The following is a 16,045-nucleotide window of genomic DNA, read 5'->3' on the forward strand; positions in this document are numbered from 1 at the left end:
TGCAAAGTCATGGGAGTTGTGGCTAGAGTCGTAGCAACAACCGATTGGAGTACCCATGCCACGCCCGCCTGTCCCACTCATATCCATCGACGCCTTGGTGACGGCCGCTTTGGAACTGGTGGACGAAGCCGGCGATTTCAGCTTGCCCAAGCTGGCCAGGAAAATTGGAGTCAGCCAATCGTCCATCTACAACCACGTCAGCGGCCGCGACGAAATCCTCGAGCTCATGCGCGGACGGATCATCTCCGAGAGCCCCTACCAGCTTCATGAGGGCCAGGGTTGGGAAGAATCGCTCCGGGCCATCGTGCGCAGCTACCGGGACGCGTTCGCCAGGCACCCCCGGCTGGCACCGCTCATGGTCCTTCAAACGGTGCAGGATCCACAGGTGCTGGCCCTGTACGAAAATCTGGCGATTGCCCTCGAAGAGGCCGGGTTCCGCGGGCAGGACGTGGTGTCCGCCATCTCCACCATCGACAGTTTCGCGTTGGGCTTCGCCCTGGACCTGGCAGCGCCGGAGGTGGTCTGGGCTCCGCCCGTGGACGGATACCCGGCGTTGTCCGGTGCCCTGGCGCAGGCTGGCCCGTCCGTGGAACGTGGTGAAGCGGCTTTCGACTTCGGCCTGGAGATCCTCATGGCCGGCCTGCGCTCCCGTCTCAAGCAGGCGTTGGTCTGACTCCCAGATTTCTTGCGTACCATTCGACGGTGACCCTCACCGCCTTCGATCCCGCTTCCATGCCCGAAACCTGGTGGGCAGCCGTCGTCCGCGGCTTCACCGACGTCCACACCACTGCCGTGCCCCTGCCCGTGCTCCTGGCGATCGTTGCCGGCGCCACGCTGCTGAGCATCCCCAGGGCGACGTGGCGGTGGTTTGGCCTGTACGTCACATTCGTGCACGAACTCGGCCACGCCTACGCGGCCCTCATGACCGGTCGTTTCGTGCACAGCCTGCGGATCGGCCTGGACCATTCCGGCCGCCTCGTCAGCAGCGGGCGGAGTGCCTTCGGTGCGGCGTGGTCCGGGTTCTGGGGATATCCGGCCCCGGCGGTGGTGGGCCTTGCCCTGATCGCCGCCTTCTCCGCCGGACGGTCTGGTGCCGCCATGTCCATCGGCGCCCTCATCCTCCTGGTTTCACTGGTCTTCCTGCGGAACCTGACGGGGATTCTGGTAGCAGTGGTCAGTGCTGCCACGGCCCAGTCACTGATCATCTTCGGTTCACCCGAGGCCGTGAACTACGTGGTGCTGGCGCTGGGTATTGCGCTCACGGTGGGTGGCGTCCGTGACCTGCTGAAGCTCGCGGGGGTGCACACCAGGCGCAGGGAGCGTATCCAAGCCTCGGACGCCTGGATCCTGGGTCGTACCACGGGCGTCCCCAGCTTCGTCTGGATGACGGGCTTCACACTGGTCATCACCGGATGTGCCGCTGTTTCCGCAGGGCTGCTCTGGGGAATGCTGGGGATAGTGGCGGGATAGCGCCTCGAATCTGCGCTGCTGCCTCTTGCCCTGTGGTTGCTTGAGGGTGTCCAATCCTTGTACACGTTCGAACCAAGCCATGCGTTCGGACTCCGAGCCTGGATACGAACACCGGGAGGCGCCCATGTCCGCGAAGGGCACGCGCGAGACAGCCAAGGCCACGGGATCAAGCGCCGCGGAACCCCGACGAAGCGAGAATGGTGCAGCACTGACAGCCAGGAACCCGGCCCGGATCAGGAACGTCGCCCTGGTGGGACATTCGGGAGCAGGCAAATCGATGCTGGTGGAAGCCCTTCTCGCAGCCACCGGTGCGATCTCCCGGATGGGTTCCATCACCGAAGGAACCACGGTCAGCGATTCGGATCCCTCAGCTGTTCATCAGCAACGTTCCGTCTCCTTGTCCGTGGCGCCGATCCTGGTGGGCGACATCAAGGTCAACCTGATCGACACCCCGGGCTACACCGACTTCACCGGCGAGTTGCGCGCCGGTCTCCGGGCCGCGGACGCGGCCCTTTTTGTTGTCTCGGCCATCGACGGAATAGACGGCGCCACCATCGCCCTGTGGGGCGAGTGCGAGCGGGTCCGTCTGCCGCGGGCCGTGGTTGTCAGCAAGCTGGACCATCCGCGCGCAGACTTCAGTGCCGCCGTCGCGCGCTGCCAGGAAGCCTTCGGCGAGTCGGTGCTGCCGCTGTACCTTCCGGACGCTGACGGGGTGGCAGGAGTCCTGCACGGCGGCGGCCAGGCCGATGACGCCGTGCTCGAGGAAGCGCGCGGGCCCTTGATCGAGGGCATCATTTCGGAGAGCGAAGACGAGACACTCATGGACCGGTACCTCGGCGGCGAGGAATTGCCGCTGGGGGACTTGATCGAGGACCTGGAAAAGGCTGTTTCCCGGGGCAGTTTCTTCCCGGTCATGCCAACGTCGGCCGAAACGGGCCGGGGGCTGCCGGAACTGATGGCGCTCCTCACCGACGCGCTGCCGTCGCCCTTGGAACGTCCCGCCCCGCCGGCCATGCAGCTCGACGGGTCTTCCCTCAAGGACCTTGCCTGCGACCCGGACGGGCCGTTGGCTGCCGAGGTGGTGCGCACAACAGTGGATCCCTTCCTCGGCCGGGTATGCCTGGTCCGGGTGTTTTCGGGAACGTTGAGGGAAGACTCTTCCATCCATATCGGCGGAAGGGGCCTCGCGGACAGAGGCCATGAGGACCACGACTCCGACGAACGGGTAACGCATCTGTACTCGCCGGTGGGGTCCAGCCTGAAGCCCGTCCGGGAATGCGTTGCCGGGGATATTTGCGCCATCAGCAAGCTCGCCGGCGCAGAAACCGGGGATACCGTGTCGGATAAGGAAGCACCGCTGCTTCTCGAGACCTGGCACATTCCCGAGCCCTTGATGCCTGTAGCCGTGGAAGGGGCGTCCCGCAGCGACGAGGACGCCCTGGCCAAGAGCATCGGCAAGGTGGCAGCTGCGGATCCCACACTGCGGGTGGAACGCAACCAGGACACCCATCAGTTGGTCCTCTGGTGCATGGGGGAGGCGCACGCCGAGGTGGTCCTGGACCGCCTGCGTGGACAGGGAGTCAAGCTCCAGACTGTGGACGTGATCACGCCCTTGCGGGAGACGTTTGCCGGCAAGGCCGCCGGTCATGGCCGGCACGTGAAACAGTCCGGCGGGCACGGCCAGTTCGCCATTTGCGACATCGAGGTTGAACCCCTGGGGCGCGGCGAGGGCTTCCAGTTTGTCGACAGGATTGTGGGTGGCGTCATTCCCGGAACCTTCGTGGCGTCAGTCGAGAAGGGCGTGCGCGCCCAGATGCTCAAGGGCGTCGCTGAGGGCTTCCCCGTGGTGGACATCAAAGTGACGCTGGTGGGCGGAAAGACCCACAGCGTGGATTCCTCGGATGCAGCCTTCCAATCGGCCGGGGCTTTGGCCCTTCGCGAAGCGGCTGCGGCGGCAAAGATCCAACTCCTGGAACCCGTGTCCCGGGTGGTTATCAGCGTTCCTGACGAATATGTCGGAACGGTGATGAGCGACCTTTCAGGCAGAAGGGGGCGTGTGACCGGCACCGACAGTGGTGGCGGCGAAGGCGCCGAAGTCAGTGCCGAAGTGCCGGACCAGGAACTCCTGCGTTATGCCATCGAACTCCGGGCCCTCACTGCGGGTACTGGGCGGTTCCGCCGGGAGTACCTGCGCCACGAGCCCCTGGCGAAGTAGCCCCTGCCGGGCGCTCGGTGCGCATGAAGCCCGCCACGGCCGGTGCCAGCGATGCGCCGACTTCCGCTGCCGTGCGTTTGACGCCTTTGACGCCGAAGGAGTGGTCCCCGCCTTCCACCCATTGAAGGGTGGCCGTTGGCCCGATGCGGGACACCACGGACTCGAGCAGTTCGGGTGTTGCGAACGTGTCCCTGGTGCCCTGCAGGAAAAGCATGGGCGTGGTGATCCCGTACAGGTGCTCGTCCCGGAGCTTTTCGGGTTTGCCCGGAGCATGCAATGGATAGCCGAGGTACACGAGGCCTTGGACGTCCATGCCCTCGGCCACGGCCATGGATGCCATGCGTCCGCCGAACGATTTCCCCGCCGCCCAGAGCGGCATACCGTGGGAGACTTCGACGGCTTTGGCCACCACGGCCCGCCACGTGGCGATGGCAAGCGGTGGACGGTCGGGGAACCGGCGTCCTGCGGCCCGGTAGGGGAAGTTGAAGCGGAGCGTCGCAACACGCTCTGCCGCCATTGCCTCGCAGAAACCCTGCAGGAACGGGTGCTCCATGCCCGCCCCGGCGCCGTGGGCCACCACCAGGGTGGCGGACGGGTCTTCCGGACTGAGGTGGATGCCCGGGACATCGCTGTCGTCCACGGAAATGGTCAGGGCGGTTTCGGTGTTTGGCATGCATCCATCATGGAGCAGGTTTACGTGGGGACGCGCACCAATTTCGCCCAAAACGATCCCCACCTGCTGACGGGCAGGGTCCCCGCACGGTAGCTTGTGGCCATGGCGAGTGAATCCACCACCCTGACCGTGCCCGGCCCCGACGGCCCCCGCGAGGTCCGTATCTCCAGTCCAAGCCGTGTCATCTGGCCCGAAGCAGGGCTGACCAAGCTGGACCTGGCAAGCTACCTCTCGGACGTGGGGGAAGCCTTCGTGGCTGCCAATGGAAACCGGCCGGTCAGCCTGCAGCGCTATTCAGGCAACATCGAAGGAGACATGTTCTTTTCGAAGAACCCTCCCAAGGGTGCCCCGGACTACATCCGCTCGGTCATGGTCACCTATCCCAGTGCCAGATCCCATCCGCAACTGGTGATTGACGAGCCGGCCGCCGCCGTGTGGGCGGCCCAGATGAACACCGTGGTCTTCCACCCCTGGGCTTCGCGGGCCAACGATCCCGACAATCCTGACCAGCTGAGGATCGATCTCGACCCTCAGCCAGGCACGGATTTCGCCGATGCCATCCCGGCAGCCCAGGAGCTCCGCTCCGTCCTGGACGAGGCCGGCCTGACGGCCTTCATCAAGACCTCCGGCAACCGGGGGCTGCACGTTTATGCGCCGATCCATCCCCAGCACGAATTCCTGGACGTCCGGCACGCCGTCATTGCCGCAGGCCGGGAATTGGAGCGCAGGATGCCCCGCCACGTCACCACGGCGTGGTGGAAGGAGGAACGCGGTTCCCGGATCTTCGTGGACTTCAACCAAGCCAACCGGGACAGGACCATTGCCGGCGCCTACAGTCCCCGCGCCGTGGCCCAGGCCCAGGTCTCCTGCCCGCTGGCGTGGGACGAACTGGAGAATGCCGACCCCGCAAAGTACACCATCCAGACCGTCCCGGACCGGCTCAGGACCACCGGCGATCCGTGGGCGACCATGCATGAAAAGCCCGGCAAGATCGATGTCCTGCTGCAGTGGTGGGAACGCGACGTGAAGAACGGGCAAGGCGAGATGCCGTTCCCGCCGGAATTTCCCAAGATGCCCGGCGAGCCCATGAGGGTCCAGCCGAGCCGCGCACGCAAGCCGGAGGAGCAACCGGAGAAGTGACATGAAGCGGGCGTCTGCACCCGGGGCCGCCGGATTCTGCTGCGGCCTGTTGCTCGCCGCCTGCCTGGCGTCTTCGTGCACTGATCCACCGGGGCCGCTCCCGCCGCCGTCAACAGCGCCGTCAACAGCGCCGTCACCGGCGCCGGTGACGGGCACGACGTCGGCCCCTCCTTTCGCCCGGACCACGCCGCCGGTTCCCACTTCGCCAATACCGTCGGCGTCCGCGGATGCCACCAACTCCATGGTGTTCCTGGAGCTCCAAGCCTCACTGGAAGTGTTCAGCAGGGAACTGATCAGCCAGGGGGCTCCGGCGGTGCTTATGGAAGCACGCTCCGGCCTGCAAAGCTGGACGTCTGCGGCAGGGGTCCGCAGCCTCGAAAGTGGACTGCCGGTGGATGCGAGCGATCCGATCGTGGTGGGCGGGGTGCTCCGGAGCATGCTTGCCGTGTCCGTCCTTAAGTTGGTGGAGGAAGGCAAAGCCGCCCTCGACGTCCCCGTCAGCGCCTACCTGCCGGACTTGACCGGTGGGGTGGCCGGGGGCAGCGACGGTCCCGTGGGAGACCTTTCCCTCCGCTACCTGTTGGCCGACTCGTCGGGCCGCGATTCGAGCCGATGGGCGGACACGGTGCTCATTCGTGTGGTGGAGCGGCTCAGGGGAGCTGCCCTCATCGACGTGCTCCGCCGCGAGGTGTGGGGCCCCCTTGGGCTGCGATCCATGGCCCTGCTGGACGACGCCGGGGCCATTCCCAACCTCGTCCACGGGTATGCCTCCACCGATGGCGGGACCGTGGACATCACAGAGACCCCACCAACGGCAGGCCAGTCGCCGCCGCGGCTGGTGTCCTCAGCGGCGGACGTGAATACCTTCCAAGCGGCCCTCCTTGGCGGACGCCTGCTGGCGCCGTCCAGCCTGCTCCTGATGAAGGGCATGGTGTCGGCCGACTATGGGCTGGGACTGGACCAATGGGATGACAGGTGCACCAATGGAAACTACTACGGCCATGCCGGCGACCTTCCCGGCTTTGGAACCATCACCATGAGCAGTGCGGACGGAAACCGCCAACTCACCATCGCTGTCGCCACTCCGCCGGAGCCGGTCACCGGCCAGCCCTCGGCCATCGTCCTTGAACTGACCCACCTCGCGCAGGTAGTCCTCAACTCAAGCTGCCGTTTCCGCTTTGGCTAGTGGCGGCGTCGTCCTATTCGAAGCGGGAAGGATCCCCGGTGCCGCGGCGGACCACCTCGGCCACGCCGCTGGAGAAGTCAATCACCGTGGTGGGTTCGGAGCCGGTGTCTCCTGAGTCGATGACGGCATCCACCTCATTGTCCAGGCGCTCCTTGATCTCCCAGCCCTGGGTCAACGGTTCTTCCTCGTCAGGCAGCAGGAGCGTGCTGGACAGGAGCGGCTCGCCCAGCTCCGCGAGGATCGCCTGGACCACCTTATGGTCCGGAATACGCACGCCAACAGTCTTCTTCTTCGGGTGGAGCAAGCGCTTGGGCACTTCCCGGGTAGCGGGAAGGATGAACGTGTAGCTGCCGGGGGTCACGGCCTTGATGGCGCGGAAGACGTCGTTGTCCAGCATCACGAACTGGCCCAGCTGGGCAAAATCCTTGCAGACCAACGTGAAATGGTGCTTGTCGTCCAGGTGTCGGATCGCCCTGATCCGGTCCAGGGCTTCGCGGTTCCCGATCTGTGCACCCAACGCGTAGCAGGAATCGGTGGGGTAGGCGATCAGCCCGCCGTCCTGCAGCATGTTCACCACTTGGCCGATGGCCCGGGGTTGGGGATCTACGGGGTGCACGTCAAAGAATCTGGCCATGGGACGAGCCTACGCCAAAGCTAGGAAAGGACGTCCTTGGCGGAGAACTTCGCGTACGCCAGGGCACCGCACACTGCCACATAGCCGGCTTGGAGGAGCGCGTTGTCAGCAAAGGATCCCCACGCCATGGGCTGCCGCAGCAGGTCGGCAAACCCGAGCCAATGGTGGCTGAACAACCACGGATGGAGCCACTCGAGCTGGGGGAGGTTGTCCAATACCTGCGAGACGACAGCCAGGACGATGGTGGCAGCCATGGCACCTACCGGCACGTCCGTGAACGTGGAGATCAGCAGTCCGATCGCGGACAGGCCCAGCAGCGAGACGGTGATGTAAGCGGCGATCAGCAACGACCTCACCACAGATTCGCCCACGCTGATGGTGTCGCCGGACAACAGCGTCACAGGGCCGATCGGAAAGAGCACGACGCCGGCCAGCGCACCGGCAGCGGCGACGGTTGCCGTGGCGGCGATACAGAAAGCGACGGCCCCGGCGTACTTGACCAGGAGGAGCCGTATCCGGCCGGCCGGTGCCAGCAGAAGGTACCTCAGGGTGCCAAGGTTGGCTTCGCCCGCAATGGTGTCTCCGGCTACCACGCCAACGGTCAGCGGGAGGAACAACGGGACGCAGACCACCAAGGCCGTCACTGCCACGAACAGGCCGTTTTGGCTCACCCGGTCAAGGAACAAGGGGCCACGGCCGGGCGGCACTTGCCGCGAGGAGAGCTTGACTGCCACGGCAATCAGGATGGGCACGCCGGCAAGCGCCAACAGCATCGCCCACGTCCGGAGCCTGCGGAAAAGGACAGCCAGTTCGGAGCCCAGGAGGCGCCAGCCCACGCCTGGGCGGACAGTTGGCCCGGATACAGCGTCAGCCGACAACGTCAAACCCCTCTCCCGTGAGTGACACGTACCGTTCCTCCAGGCTGGCGTTCTCCACGGAGAAGCCACGCACGCGGACCCCGTCGCCAACCAAGGCAGCGACGATCGCCTCGGGTGCCATGCCGTCGAGGCCACCGCCCAGCACGGTGCCGGGCGTTGGTGCCGGGCCTGGAACCAGCCCCAGCCGGGCCAGGACCCGGGTGGCATGTCCGACGTCGGGCGTTGTCACCAGAACGGCAGATTGCCCCGTGGAGCGCAGTTCGTCCAAGGTACCCTGGGCCACGAGCCGGCCGGCGCTCATGATGCCTACATGGGTGCACTTGTGTTCCACCTCGGCCAACAGGTGGCTGGACACGAAAACCGTGGTGCCACCTGCTGCCAGGGAACGTACCAGGTTGCGGACTTCGCGGGTGCCTTGGGGATCCAGGCCGTTGGTGGGTTCGTCCAGGACCAGGAGCTTTCGAGGCCGGAGCATGGCGTTGGCCAGTCCAAGGCGTTGCTTCATGCCCAGCGAGTAAGCCCGCACCTTCTTTCCCGCGGCATGCCCCAGGCCCACCCGTTCCAGGGCATCATCCACGCGCTGGCGTCGTGTTGCGGGCGGAGCGTGCCTGTCCGCGGCATCAAGCCTCAGCAGGTTTCCTGCGCCGGTCAGGAACGGATAGAAGCCCGGTCCTTCCACCAACGCGCCAACATCCGGCAGCACCTCTGAGAGGCTCCGGGGCATATCCCGCCCCAGGACCTTGATGGTGCCCGCGTCAGCCGAAACCAGGCCCAGGAGCATGCGGATGGTGGTGGTCTTGCCGGATCCGTTCGGGCCCAGGAAACCGAAGACGGAACCGCGGGGTACGGCCAGGTCAATGCCGTCCACGGCAGCGCGGTGGCCGAAGCGTTTGGCTAATCCCCGCGTCTCCAGGGCGAGGTCAGTGCCGGCCGCGCCGGGCGATTCCGTGGCACGCAGCCCCTCAACCGGCGGCAGCGGCTGACTCAAGTCGGTCCAAGGGAACCATGCCCGCAAGCACGCGGCCGTCGTCGAGAATCAGCACGCTGGCCAGCGAAGTGGTCAACGCCCGTCCACCGGAAACCGGCTGGAGCAGTTGGGTGAGCTGGGGGTTGCTTGTGAGCCCAGGGGGTGCGGAACCCACCGGCAAGGTTGCTATGGCGTCCCAACCCTTGCCGGTCACCGCCGGACGGGCATGGGAGGACGGGTTCGCTGGAGTTGTGCCGGGGGCTGGAACCGTTTTTTCGGGTGCTGGAACGGCAGGTACCGGGAGAGCGGGCTTGGCGGGGAATGCCTTCTCTGTCACGCTCGCCCCGGGCGGTGGTGTGAAGGTGAACAACGACGCATCCGGGGTGGCCAGGTTCAGGTCCGTATAAGCGAGGGAAAAGGCGGGTTCCGCCTGTCCTTTGGCTCGCACGGTGACGCCAAGCGGCAGGCCTGTTTCAGCATCGACGCTGAGGGACACCGATTCCACCAGGGTTCCGTCGCTGCGGGGAGTAAGCGTCAGGCTGTAGGCGCTTCGACCGGCAACAGTTGCCGATTGGCCCACAGTTACCTCCGTGGTGGAATCAATGGCCGCCAGGAAGCGGGTGGCGAGGGCCGCAGGGGTAGCGGCCTGGGGCCTGGGAATCTCCGAAGGCGTGCTTCCCGTGCCGGGCCGTGCCGGCAAGGCCGTATGCACCACGCTGTTGTCGGTCGAGTCGTAGTACCAGGCATCGGTTGCGTTGACCACAACGTCGCGTTCGGCCAGCTGGTCCAGGATCTGTAGGCGTGCCTTGCCGGGCGCATCGAGATAGACGCGGGCCGTGTGCGTACCTGTCAGGAACTCCAGGGGTGAGCCGGCGCCGGGTCCGCCACTGGTGCCGGAAAGATCCGGTAAACCAAGGTTTGCTTCCTGCGACACCGTCCCGGATAACGACCGCACCGTGCTGTTGGCGATCATGGCCATCAGGTCCTGGGCCGTCTTGGGCGGCAGGGAGGGAGCCGCGCCCGCCTGGATGGAACCCACCAGAATCCCGGCAATCAGCACAAGCGGCACCAAGAGGGCGGGCAGCCACCGTTGTTTAATCCGTGCCATTGCTACCGACCACCGTCCGTGTGAGGCATGTTTCCAGACTACTCCGGTTGACTGCCCGCATCACGGGTGGGTCGGTAGCTGGAAACGGATGGTCTTCGCCAGGGCTGCAACCTGCTGGCGGCCGTGGTCATGGTTCCTGTCGGTTGTTGGGAGGGCAGACCCCAGTGGTTCAGGCCCGAAGGAGTTCGCTTGCAAGCCGCACGGCACCGCGTACCGGAGACTCGGAAAGGATGCGCACGGCTGTGGGATCCTCGAGGGCCACTTTCCGGGCCACGGCGCCGGCAAGCTGTTGTTGGTTGACCAGCAAACCTCCGGCCATCACCAAGGGCAGGTCGAGGCCGAGTTCGCCCAGCACCTGGCGCGCCATGGTGGCGAGCGAGTGTGCTGCCTCCGCCTGGATGCGCAGGGCAGCCGGATCGCCGTCCACTGCCAGTTCCAGGACGAGCGGAGCGAGGCTTGCCCAGTGGTCGGGCTCGGGTTTCGCGTAGAAGAAGTCCATCAACTGCAAGGCATCACCGCTGGCTGTGGCTGCCAGGAGTGCCTGCACCAAAGTTCCTGGTTCCAGCCCCGCGTAGTGCTCGCGGAGAGCCTCCCTGACGGCGTCCCGGACCACGGAGTAGCCGCCGCCCTCGTCGCCCAGCAAGTAGCCGAAGCCGCCGCTGCGGGCCTCCCGGCCTTCGCGGCTCCGTCCCCAGGCCACCGAGCCCGTTCCGGCAACCAGCACCACACCGGCGTCGAGGCCAGCGGCGGCGAGGATGATGCGGGTGTCATGGACCACGTCGATCCTGGCTCCCGGAAAGTGCTCGGCCAGGAGCCCCGAAAGCACCGCGCGGCTGGCGGGGGTATCGGCGCCGGCCGCTCCCGCGCACACGGCCCGGACTTCGCTGCCCGTGGCACCCGCGATCCGGCGCAGGACGGCGTCCACCCCCTGGTGTCCAACGGACGAGAGGTTGGCGCTGGACTCGGTGATTTCCGGAAGGTCGACGCCATCGCCGTTGCCGGCATGGTCCAACTCGGCACGCAGGGCGTGAGTCCGGGATCCGCCGATGTGCAGGCCGAGGACGGCGGGGCTCATGCGCCTGCCGCCTGGAACGCGGGGGCTTCGAGGGAGCCCGGGACTTCGAGGGAATGAGGGCGGTGCGTGGCGAACTTCATGGGATGATCCTTCCGCTTCAGGCCAACTCGGACTAGATTGGCATAGACCAATATTTGTGTCTACACGTAGGATGTCCAATATGGCGACAGATGTCGTACCCGGTGCTCCGAAGTACTACGTGCTCAAGACCGAGGTCCTTGCCCTCATCTCGGGACTCCAGCCAGGCACCCTCATCCCCACCGAGCGCGCACTCGCCGAGACCTACAAGACCTCGCGCACCACCGTCCGGCAGGCCATCAGCGAACTGGTGGCCGAAGGCAAGCTTGGCCGTGTCCAGGGTCATGGAACGTTCGTGGCGCCTCCGAAAATGACGCATGTCCGCCAATTGACGTCGTTTTCGGACGATGCCCGCAGCCAAGGGCTCCGCCCCGACTCGAAGCTCCTGGCGCTGGCGGTAGTGAGAGCCGACGCCGACGTGGCGGCCCACCTGGGGCTGGACCACGGAGACCCCGTGACACGCCTGGAACGCATCAGGCTTATCGATGGTGAGCCGCTGGCCCACGAAGTTGCCTGCCTTCCCGGGAAGCTGCCCCGGTTCAAGGGCAACCTGTCCAAAGCGGGTTCGCTCTACGCAGCCCTGGCCGATGTGTACGGCATCCGGATTTCCGACGTCGAGGACACCGTGGAGACTGCCCTCGCCGGGCCCGGCGACGTGCAATTGCTCGGCATTGAAATGGGTGCGCCCCTGCTGGTGGTCCACCGCCTGGGCCGGGACGCCGCAGGCCGTCCGGTGGAGTGGACGCGCAGTGCCTTCAGGGGGGACCGCTTCCGGTTTGTGTCGCGGGTGAAATCCGGCAGCTGATGCACGCCGTCGGCCGTGACGTCAGGAGACCGTGGCGCCCAGCGTGTTCCGGACGAACGCCGCACTGGGAGCTGAGAGTGTTTCCACCATCCGGCCGAAGAGTGCTGCGGCCTCGGCTCCGGGCCAGTCCGTTGGCAGCAAGTCGGCGGGCAGTCCCGGGTCGAGGTACGGAATGATCCGCCACCGGTCGATGCTCCGGACGTAGGTGGCAAACGCGGCGGCGCCGCCGTCAAGGTCCTGCCCCATGGCTCCTGTGCCTGCAGGGCGGTGGTGGTGGAGGAAATCCCGGTGCAGGCCGGCGATCGCGTCCAGGTCCCACCACTTGGCGGCGGCATCCGGCAGGGTCCCGCCCACCATCGGGGAGCCGGTGACGAACAGCGTGGCCATGTCCCGCAAGCCAAGGTCGGCCAGGATTTCCTCCACCTCGTCCCGCAACGAATCGGGACAGATCCACAGGCCCGCGGCGACGGTTCCACAGCCGATCCAATGGAGTCTGCGGCGCAACTGGTGGCGTTTTTCCCGTTCGGTTTCCGGGATCGAAAAGGAGACGAGGCACCATGGATCGCCGGGCTCCATGGAGCGGGGTGTGAAGATCCGGCGGTCGCCACGGGCCAGCATGGTTGCTGCGCCCCCGGTCAAGGTGAAGCCGGGATTGCCGTCGCGCGTTTCCAGGCGGACCACTTCCTTCTTCCGCAGCCGCCCCAGAGCGGTCCGGGTGACGGTCCCGGACGTCCCCAGGGCGTCCATCAGGAGCACGAGGTCCTTGGTGGACATCCATCCGCCGGCCTCACGCAAGTAGAGCCCGATCACGGTGCGCAGCAACGACGTCGTACTCCCTGGTCGGGAGTCCATGTCGTCGAGGACGGCGCTCACTGGAGTTCGGTGAGGGCGTCGCGGATGGCTTGGACGCCGAGTTCGACTTCGGCGTAGCTGGTGCTGAGCGGCGACAGGCCGATGCGGAGGCCGTGTGGGGGACGGAAGTCCGGGATGACCCCGCGTTCCCACAGCCGGGCGGTGACATCGGCGAAGAGGGGGTGGTCCACCGTAATGTGCGATCCCCGTTCGGCCGGGTTACGGGGGCTGACGATCTCGGCGCCGAGGGGGACCAGGAATTCTTCGGCCAGTTCGATGGCGTACTCGGTGAGTTTGATGGATTTCTCCCGGACGGCGTCCATGCCGACGGAGGCGATCAGTTCCACCATGTCCTTGAGTGGTTGCATGGCCAGGACGGGTGGGGTTCCGGTGATGAAGCGGCGGATGCCCTTGGCTGGTTCGTAGGCGTCGGTCATGCCGAAGGGGTTGGCGGCGCCCATCCACCCCCAGATGGGTTGCTGCAGGAGGTCTTGGCGGGCGGTGTTGACGTAGGCGAAGGCGGGGGAGCCGGGACCGCCGTTGAGGTACTTGTAGGTGCAGCCGACAGCGAGGTCCACGTTCCAGGCGTCCAGTTCCAGGGGTACGGAGCCAACGGAGTGGCAGAGGTCCCAGAGCATGAGCGCACCGGCCTGCTGCACTTTCGCCGTGATGGCTTTGGCGTCGGCCAGGAACCCTGAGCGGTAGGCGACATGGCTGAGGACCACGACGGCGGTCCGCTCACCCAGGAGTCCGTCGAGGTCAGCGGCGCGGACGCCGCTGGCCGGGTTGGGTGCGATCCATGTGATGGTGGCGCCGCGTTCGGCGGCGATGCCTTCGATGATGAAACGGTCGGTGGGGAAGTTGTCCCGGTCGATGATGATCTCGTTCCGGCCGGGCTGCGCATCTACGGCGGCGCGGATCAGTTTGTAGAGCATCACCGATGTCGAGTCGCCCACGGTCACTTGGCCGGGGGCGGCGCCGAGGGTGACTTCGCCGATGCGGTCCCCGACGCGGGTGGGTTCGTCCATCCACTGTTCGTCCCAGCCGCGGATCAGCCGGCCGCCCCACGCCTCTTCCACGAAGGACTGCAGGGAAGCGGTAGTCGCTTTGAGGGGCCTGCCCAGGGAGTTTCCGTCCAGGTACGAGGTGAGCTGGCCGGCGTCGGGGGTGTAGAAGGCCTCACGCTGGGTGGCGAGGGGATCGGCGGCGTCCAGTTCCGCGGACGTTGGCCGCTGTGTTTGTTGTGCGGTGGTCATGGCTGCTCCTGCGGGCGGGGTGGGGGAAGGATTTCAGTTGCCGATCTCGGTGCGGACGGCGTAGAGCTCGGGGAAGAAGGTCAGGTCCAGGGCCCGCTTGAGGAAATCGACGCCGGAGGATCCACCGGTTCCTACTTTGAAGCCGATGGTGCGCTGGACCGTGCGGAGGTGGCGGAAGCGCCAGGCCTGGAAGTTGTCTTCGACGTCCACCAGGTCCTCGCAGGCCTCGTACAGGCCCCACGGGGTGTCATCGGATTCGTAGATCTTCTGGAAGATCGGGACAAGATCCGAACGGTAGGACCAGGGTTCGCTGGTGTCCCGGTCCAGGATGTCCGCGGGAATCTCGTAGCCGGCGCGGGCCAGGACGCGGAGGAAGGCGTCGTAGAGCGTGTGCTCGTCCAAGAGCCTGCCCAGGAGGGCGTGTGCTTCGGGGTCGCTTTCGAAGACCCGGAGCATGCCCCGGTTCTTGTTGCCGAGGAGGAACTCCACCCCGCGGTACTGGTAGGACTGGAAGCCGGAGGAACTGCCAAGGAAACCCCGGAACTGGGCGTATTCACGGGGCGTGAGCGTGCCGAGCACGGACCATTGCTCGGTCATGGTCCGCTGGATGGCCTTCACCCGGGCGATGCACTTCAAAGCCTTGCCAAGCTGGTCCTGATCAAAGAGGCTGCGGGCTTCCAGCAATTCGTGGAGCACCAGCTTGAGCCACAACTCACTGGTCTGGTGCTGGATGATGAACAACAACTCATCATGATGCTCCGGCTGGCTCAACGGATGCTGCGAACTCAACAACCGGTCCAGGTCCAAATAACCGCCATAAGACATCGCATGCCGGAAATCCGTCCGCACCGACTCCTCGATAGGGCGGACGCTTCGGTGCGAGTGGGCGTTCGGCAACTCTGCCGCAGGCTTTTCCATGAAGCAAGAATATCATCCACATGACGCACGTCAAGGAAGTGATTTTGGCGGTTTTTCCGTCCGGAAAGCGTGCCGTACGCTGAACGTGAACCTTTGGGGAAGGGAGAACGATGCCGATGTCCATCGTGCCGGTGTCCATCTATCTGGATGTCGACGGCGTGGTGAATCCGTTCAGTCCGTTTGGCGTCACGGACTGGGGCGGCGAGTGGCACATCGCCGATGCCGGCATTCTCGAGGTCGCCTACGCGCCTGAGCTGGTTGCCGAACTCAACCTCATCGCCCAACACCCGGCAGCGCGCTTTGTGTGGCTCACCACGTGGGAGCGGCTCGCTCCGGAGTTCCTGTGCCCGGCGATCGGCCTCAATGGCCGGGAGTGGCCCGTTCTGTCCAGTGAGGGATGGGACGCGGGTCCCGAATGGTGGAAATTGACGGCCCTCCAGAAGGATCTCGCCACTGCCGGGGCCGACCGCTTCATTTGGCTCGATGACCAGCTGGGGCAGGAGGCGGAAGCGCAGTCCTGGGCCGACTACCAGCAGGACCGTGTGCTGTGTATCTCACCGGATCCCCGGCGAGGGCTTTCCCGGCGCGACCTGGCGGCGGTCAGGGATTTTCTCGGCTGAGCATGCCCGGGATTCGTTTGTCCCCTCGGGGGCTGGCACGTAGGATTCTTAAGGTTTCAAGCCCGCCTCGATATTTCTGCATGTCCAGCCTGTGAACAGTTGCTGAACTATGCTGTGCTTGGCAGGTACGGGGAAGTGAAACTGCTGAACGTCGACTCTGCAGATTGGGC

16 protein-coding genes are annotated in these 16,045 nt (G+C 65.8%); 7 read left to right on the forward strand and 9 right to left on the reverse strand.

Annotated elements, in window-relative coordinates; genetic code table 11:
* Nucleotides 1-55: 55 nt before the first annotated feature.
* From ACIQTZ_RS03850 to ACIQTZ_RS03860, 3 genes are all read left to right on the forward strand, one after another.
* Nucleotides 56-673: a TetR/AcrR family transcriptional regulator C-terminal domain-containing protein gene (locus ACIQTZ_RS03850; RefSeq protein WP_402942674.1), complete on the forward strand. Its 618-nt coding sequence runs from the start codon at nucleotides 56-58 to the stop codon at nucleotides 671-673.
* Nucleotides 674-702: 29 nt separating this feature from the next.
* Nucleotides 703-1,470: a M50 family metallopeptidase gene (locus tag ACIQTZ_RS03855; RefSeq protein WP_402977685.1), complete on the forward strand. Its 768-nt coding sequence runs from the start codon at nucleotides 703-705 to the stop codon at nucleotides 1,468-1,470.
* A gap of 124 nt (nucleotides 1,471-1,594) precedes the next feature.
* A complete protein-coding gene (locus ACIQTZ_RS03860) occupies nucleotides 1,595-3,685 on the forward strand; it encodes an elongation factor G-like protein EF-G2 (RefSeq protein ID WP_402977966.1) in 2,091 nt (696 codons plus the stop codon).
* Here ACIQTZ_RS03860 and ACIQTZ_RS03865 read toward each other — a convergent pair.
* Entirely contained in the window at nucleotides 3,624-4,358 is a 735-nt protein-coding gene (locus tag ACIQTZ_RS03865) for an alpha/beta family hydrolase (protein WP_402977688.1), read from the reverse strand. The genes ACIQTZ_RS03860 and ACIQTZ_RS03865 overlap by 62 nt on opposite strands.
* A gap of 102 nt (nucleotides 4,359-4,460) precedes the next feature.
* Between ACIQTZ_RS03865 and ligD the strand changes: the two genes are divergently transcribed.
* Both ligD and ACIQTZ_RS03875 read left to right on the forward strand, forming a co-directional pair.
* A complete protein-coding gene (ligD, locus tag ACIQTZ_RS03870; protein ID WP_402942668.1) occupies nucleotides 4,461-5,498 on the forward strand; it encodes a non-homologous end-joining DNA ligase in 1,038 nt (345 codons plus the stop codon).
* Between the two features lies 1 nt (nucleotide 5,499).
* A complete protein-coding gene (locus ACIQTZ_RS03875) occupies nucleotides 5,500-6,684 on the forward strand; it encodes a serine hydrolase domain-containing protein (protein ID WP_402977691.1) in 1,185 nt (394 codons plus the stop codon).
* 13 nt (nucleotides 6,685-6,697) lie between these two features.
* On the opposite strand, the gene ACIQTZ_RS03880 is transcribed toward ACIQTZ_RS03875, so the two are convergent.
* The 5 genes from ACIQTZ_RS03880 to ACIQTZ_RS03900 all read right to left on the reverse strand — a co-directional run bounded on the left by ACIQTZ_RS03880 (nucleotide 6,698) and on the right by ACIQTZ_RS03900 (nucleotide 11,346).
* Nucleotides 6,698-7,318, reverse strand: coding sequence for an L-threonylcarbamoyladenylate synthase (locus ACIQTZ_RS03880; protein ID WP_397321741.1), 621 nt, complete (start codon nucleotides 7,316-7,318; stop codon nucleotides 6,698-6,700).
* 20 nt (nucleotides 7,319-7,338) lie between these two features.
* A complete protein-coding gene (locus tag ACIQTZ_RS03885) occupies nucleotides 7,339-8,202 on the reverse strand; it encodes an ABC transporter permease (RefSeq protein ID WP_400332214.1) in 864 nt (287 codons plus the stop codon).
* Nucleotides 8,186-9,154 (reverse strand): ABC transporter ATP-binding protein, encoded by a 969-nt coding sequence (locus ACIQTZ_RS03890; protein ID WP_402977969.1) that lies wholly within the window; start codon nucleotides 9,152-9,154, stop codon nucleotides 8,186-8,188. Before ACIQTZ_RS03890 ends, ACIQTZ_RS03885 begins: the two co-directional genes overlap by 17 nt.
* A gap of 4 nt (nucleotides 9,155-9,158) precedes the next feature.
* Nucleotides 9,159-10,271 (reverse strand): DUF2092 domain-containing protein, encoded by a 1,113-nt coding sequence (locus ACIQTZ_RS03895; protein ID WP_402977695.1) that lies wholly within the window; start codon nucleotides 10,269-10,271, stop codon nucleotides 9,159-9,161.
* 169 nt (nucleotides 10,272-10,440) lie between these two features.
* Nucleotides 10,441-11,346 (reverse strand): N-acetylglucosamine kinase, encoded by a 906-nt coding sequence (locus ACIQTZ_RS03900; protein ID WP_402977698.1) that lies wholly within the window; start codon nucleotides 11,344-11,346, stop codon nucleotides 10,441-10,443.
* A gap of 151 nt (nucleotides 11,347-11,497) precedes the next feature.
* Between ACIQTZ_RS03900 and ACIQTZ_RS03905 the strand changes: the two genes are divergently transcribed.
* Entirely contained in the window at nucleotides 11,498-12,229 is a 732-nt protein-coding gene (locus ACIQTZ_RS03905; protein WP_400332222.1) for a GntR family transcriptional regulator, read from the forward strand.
* A 21-nt stretch (nucleotides 12,230-12,250) separates the two neighbouring features.
* Here ACIQTZ_RS03905 and ACIQTZ_RS03910 read toward each other — a convergent pair whose 3' ends face one another.
* From ACIQTZ_RS03910 to kynA, 3 genes are read right to left on the reverse strand one after another with little or no spacing between them, the layout of a single operon-like run.
* Nucleotides 12,251-13,102 carry a PaaX family transcriptional regulator C-terminal domain-containing protein gene (locus ACIQTZ_RS03910; protein ID WP_402977701.1) on the reverse strand — a complete coding sequence of 284 codons (852 nt, stop codon included), beginning with the start codon at nucleotides 13,100-13,102 and terminating at the stop codon, nucleotides 12,251-12,253.
* Nucleotides 13,099-14,337 carry a kynureninase gene (gene kynU, locus ACIQTZ_RS03915; RefSeq protein ID WP_402977704.1) on the reverse strand — a complete coding sequence of 413 codons (1,239 nt, stop codon included), beginning with the start codon at nucleotides 14,335-14,337 and terminating at the stop codon, nucleotides 13,099-13,101. Before kynU ends, ACIQTZ_RS03910 begins: the two co-directional genes overlap by 4 nt.
* A gap of 33 nt (nucleotides 14,338-14,370) precedes the next feature.
* Nucleotides 14,371-15,255: a tryptophan 2,3-dioxygenase gene (kynA, locus tag ACIQTZ_RS03920; RefSeq protein ID WP_402977707.1), complete on the reverse strand. Its 885-nt coding sequence runs from the start codon at nucleotides 15,253-15,255 to the stop codon at nucleotides 14,371-14,373.
* 110 nt (nucleotides 15,256-15,365) lie between these two features.
* Between kynA and ACIQTZ_RS03925 the strand changes: the two genes are divergently transcribed.
* Nucleotides 15,366-15,875 (forward strand): HAD domain-containing protein, encoded by a 510-nt coding sequence (locus ACIQTZ_RS03925; protein WP_402977710.1) that lies wholly within the window; start codon nucleotides 15,366-15,368, stop codon nucleotides 15,873-15,875.
* The last annotated feature ends 170 nt before the right edge of the window (nucleotides 15,876-16,045 follow it).

Origin of the sequence: Paenarthrobacter sp. NPDC090520 (assembly GCF_044769205.1) — a bacterium.
In the GTDB taxonomy this organism is placed as follows: domain Bacteria; phylum Actinomycetota; class Actinomycetes; order Actinomycetales; family Micrococcaceae; genus Arthrobacter.

What these genes read in the sequence shown, in the direction of transcription:
- ACIQTZ_RS03850 (WP_402942674.1), top strand. Translation starts at nt 56, where the DNA reads ATGCCACGCCCGCCTGTCCCACTCATATCCATCGACGCCTTGGTGACG.
- ACIQTZ_RS03860 (WP_402977966.1), top strand. Translation starts at nt 1,595, where the DNA reads ATGTCCGCGAAGGGCACGCGCGAGACAGCCAAGGCCACGGGATCAAGC.
- ACIQTZ_RS03865 (WP_402977688.1), bottom strand. Translation starts at nt 4,358, where the DNA reads ATGCCAAACACCGAAACCGCCCTGACCATTTCCGTGGACGACAGCGAT.
- ligD (WP_402942668.1), top strand. Translation starts at nt 4,461, where the DNA reads ATGGCGAGTGAATCCACCACCCTGACCGTGCCCGGCCCCGACGGCCCC.
- ACIQTZ_RS03875 (WP_402977691.1), top strand. Translation starts at nt 5,500, where the DNA reads ATGAAGCGGGCGTCTGCACCCGGGGCCGCCGGATTCTGCTGCGGCCTG.
- ACIQTZ_RS03880 (WP_397321741.1), bottom strand. Translation starts at nt 7,318, where the DNA reads ATGGCCAGATTCTTTGACGTGCACCCCGTAGATCCCCAACCCCGGGCC.
- ACIQTZ_RS03895 (WP_402977695.1), bottom strand. Translation starts at nt 10,271, where the DNA reads ATGGCACGGATTAAACAACGGTGGCTGCCCGCCCTCTTGGTGCCGCTT.
- ACIQTZ_RS03900 (WP_402977698.1), bottom strand. Translation starts at nt 11,346, where the DNA reads ATGAGCCCCGCCGTCCTCGGCCTGCACATCGGCGGATCCCGGACTCAC.
- ACIQTZ_RS03905 (WP_400332222.1), top strand. Translation starts at nt 11,498, where the DNA reads ATGTCCAATATGGCGACAGATGTCGTACCCGGTGCTCCGAAGTACTAC.
- kynU (WP_402977704.1), bottom strand. Translation starts at nt 14,337, where the DNA reads ATGACCACCGCACAACAAACACAGCGGCCAACGTCCGCGGAACTGGAC.
- kynA (WP_402977707.1), bottom strand. Translation starts at nt 15,255, where the DNA reads ATGGAAAAGCCTGCGGCAGAGTTGCCGAACGCCCACTCGCACCGAAGC.
- ACIQTZ_RS03925 (WP_402977710.1), top strand. Translation starts at nt 15,366, where the DNA reads ATGCCGATGTCCATCGTGCCGGTGTCCATCTATCTGGATGTCGACGGC.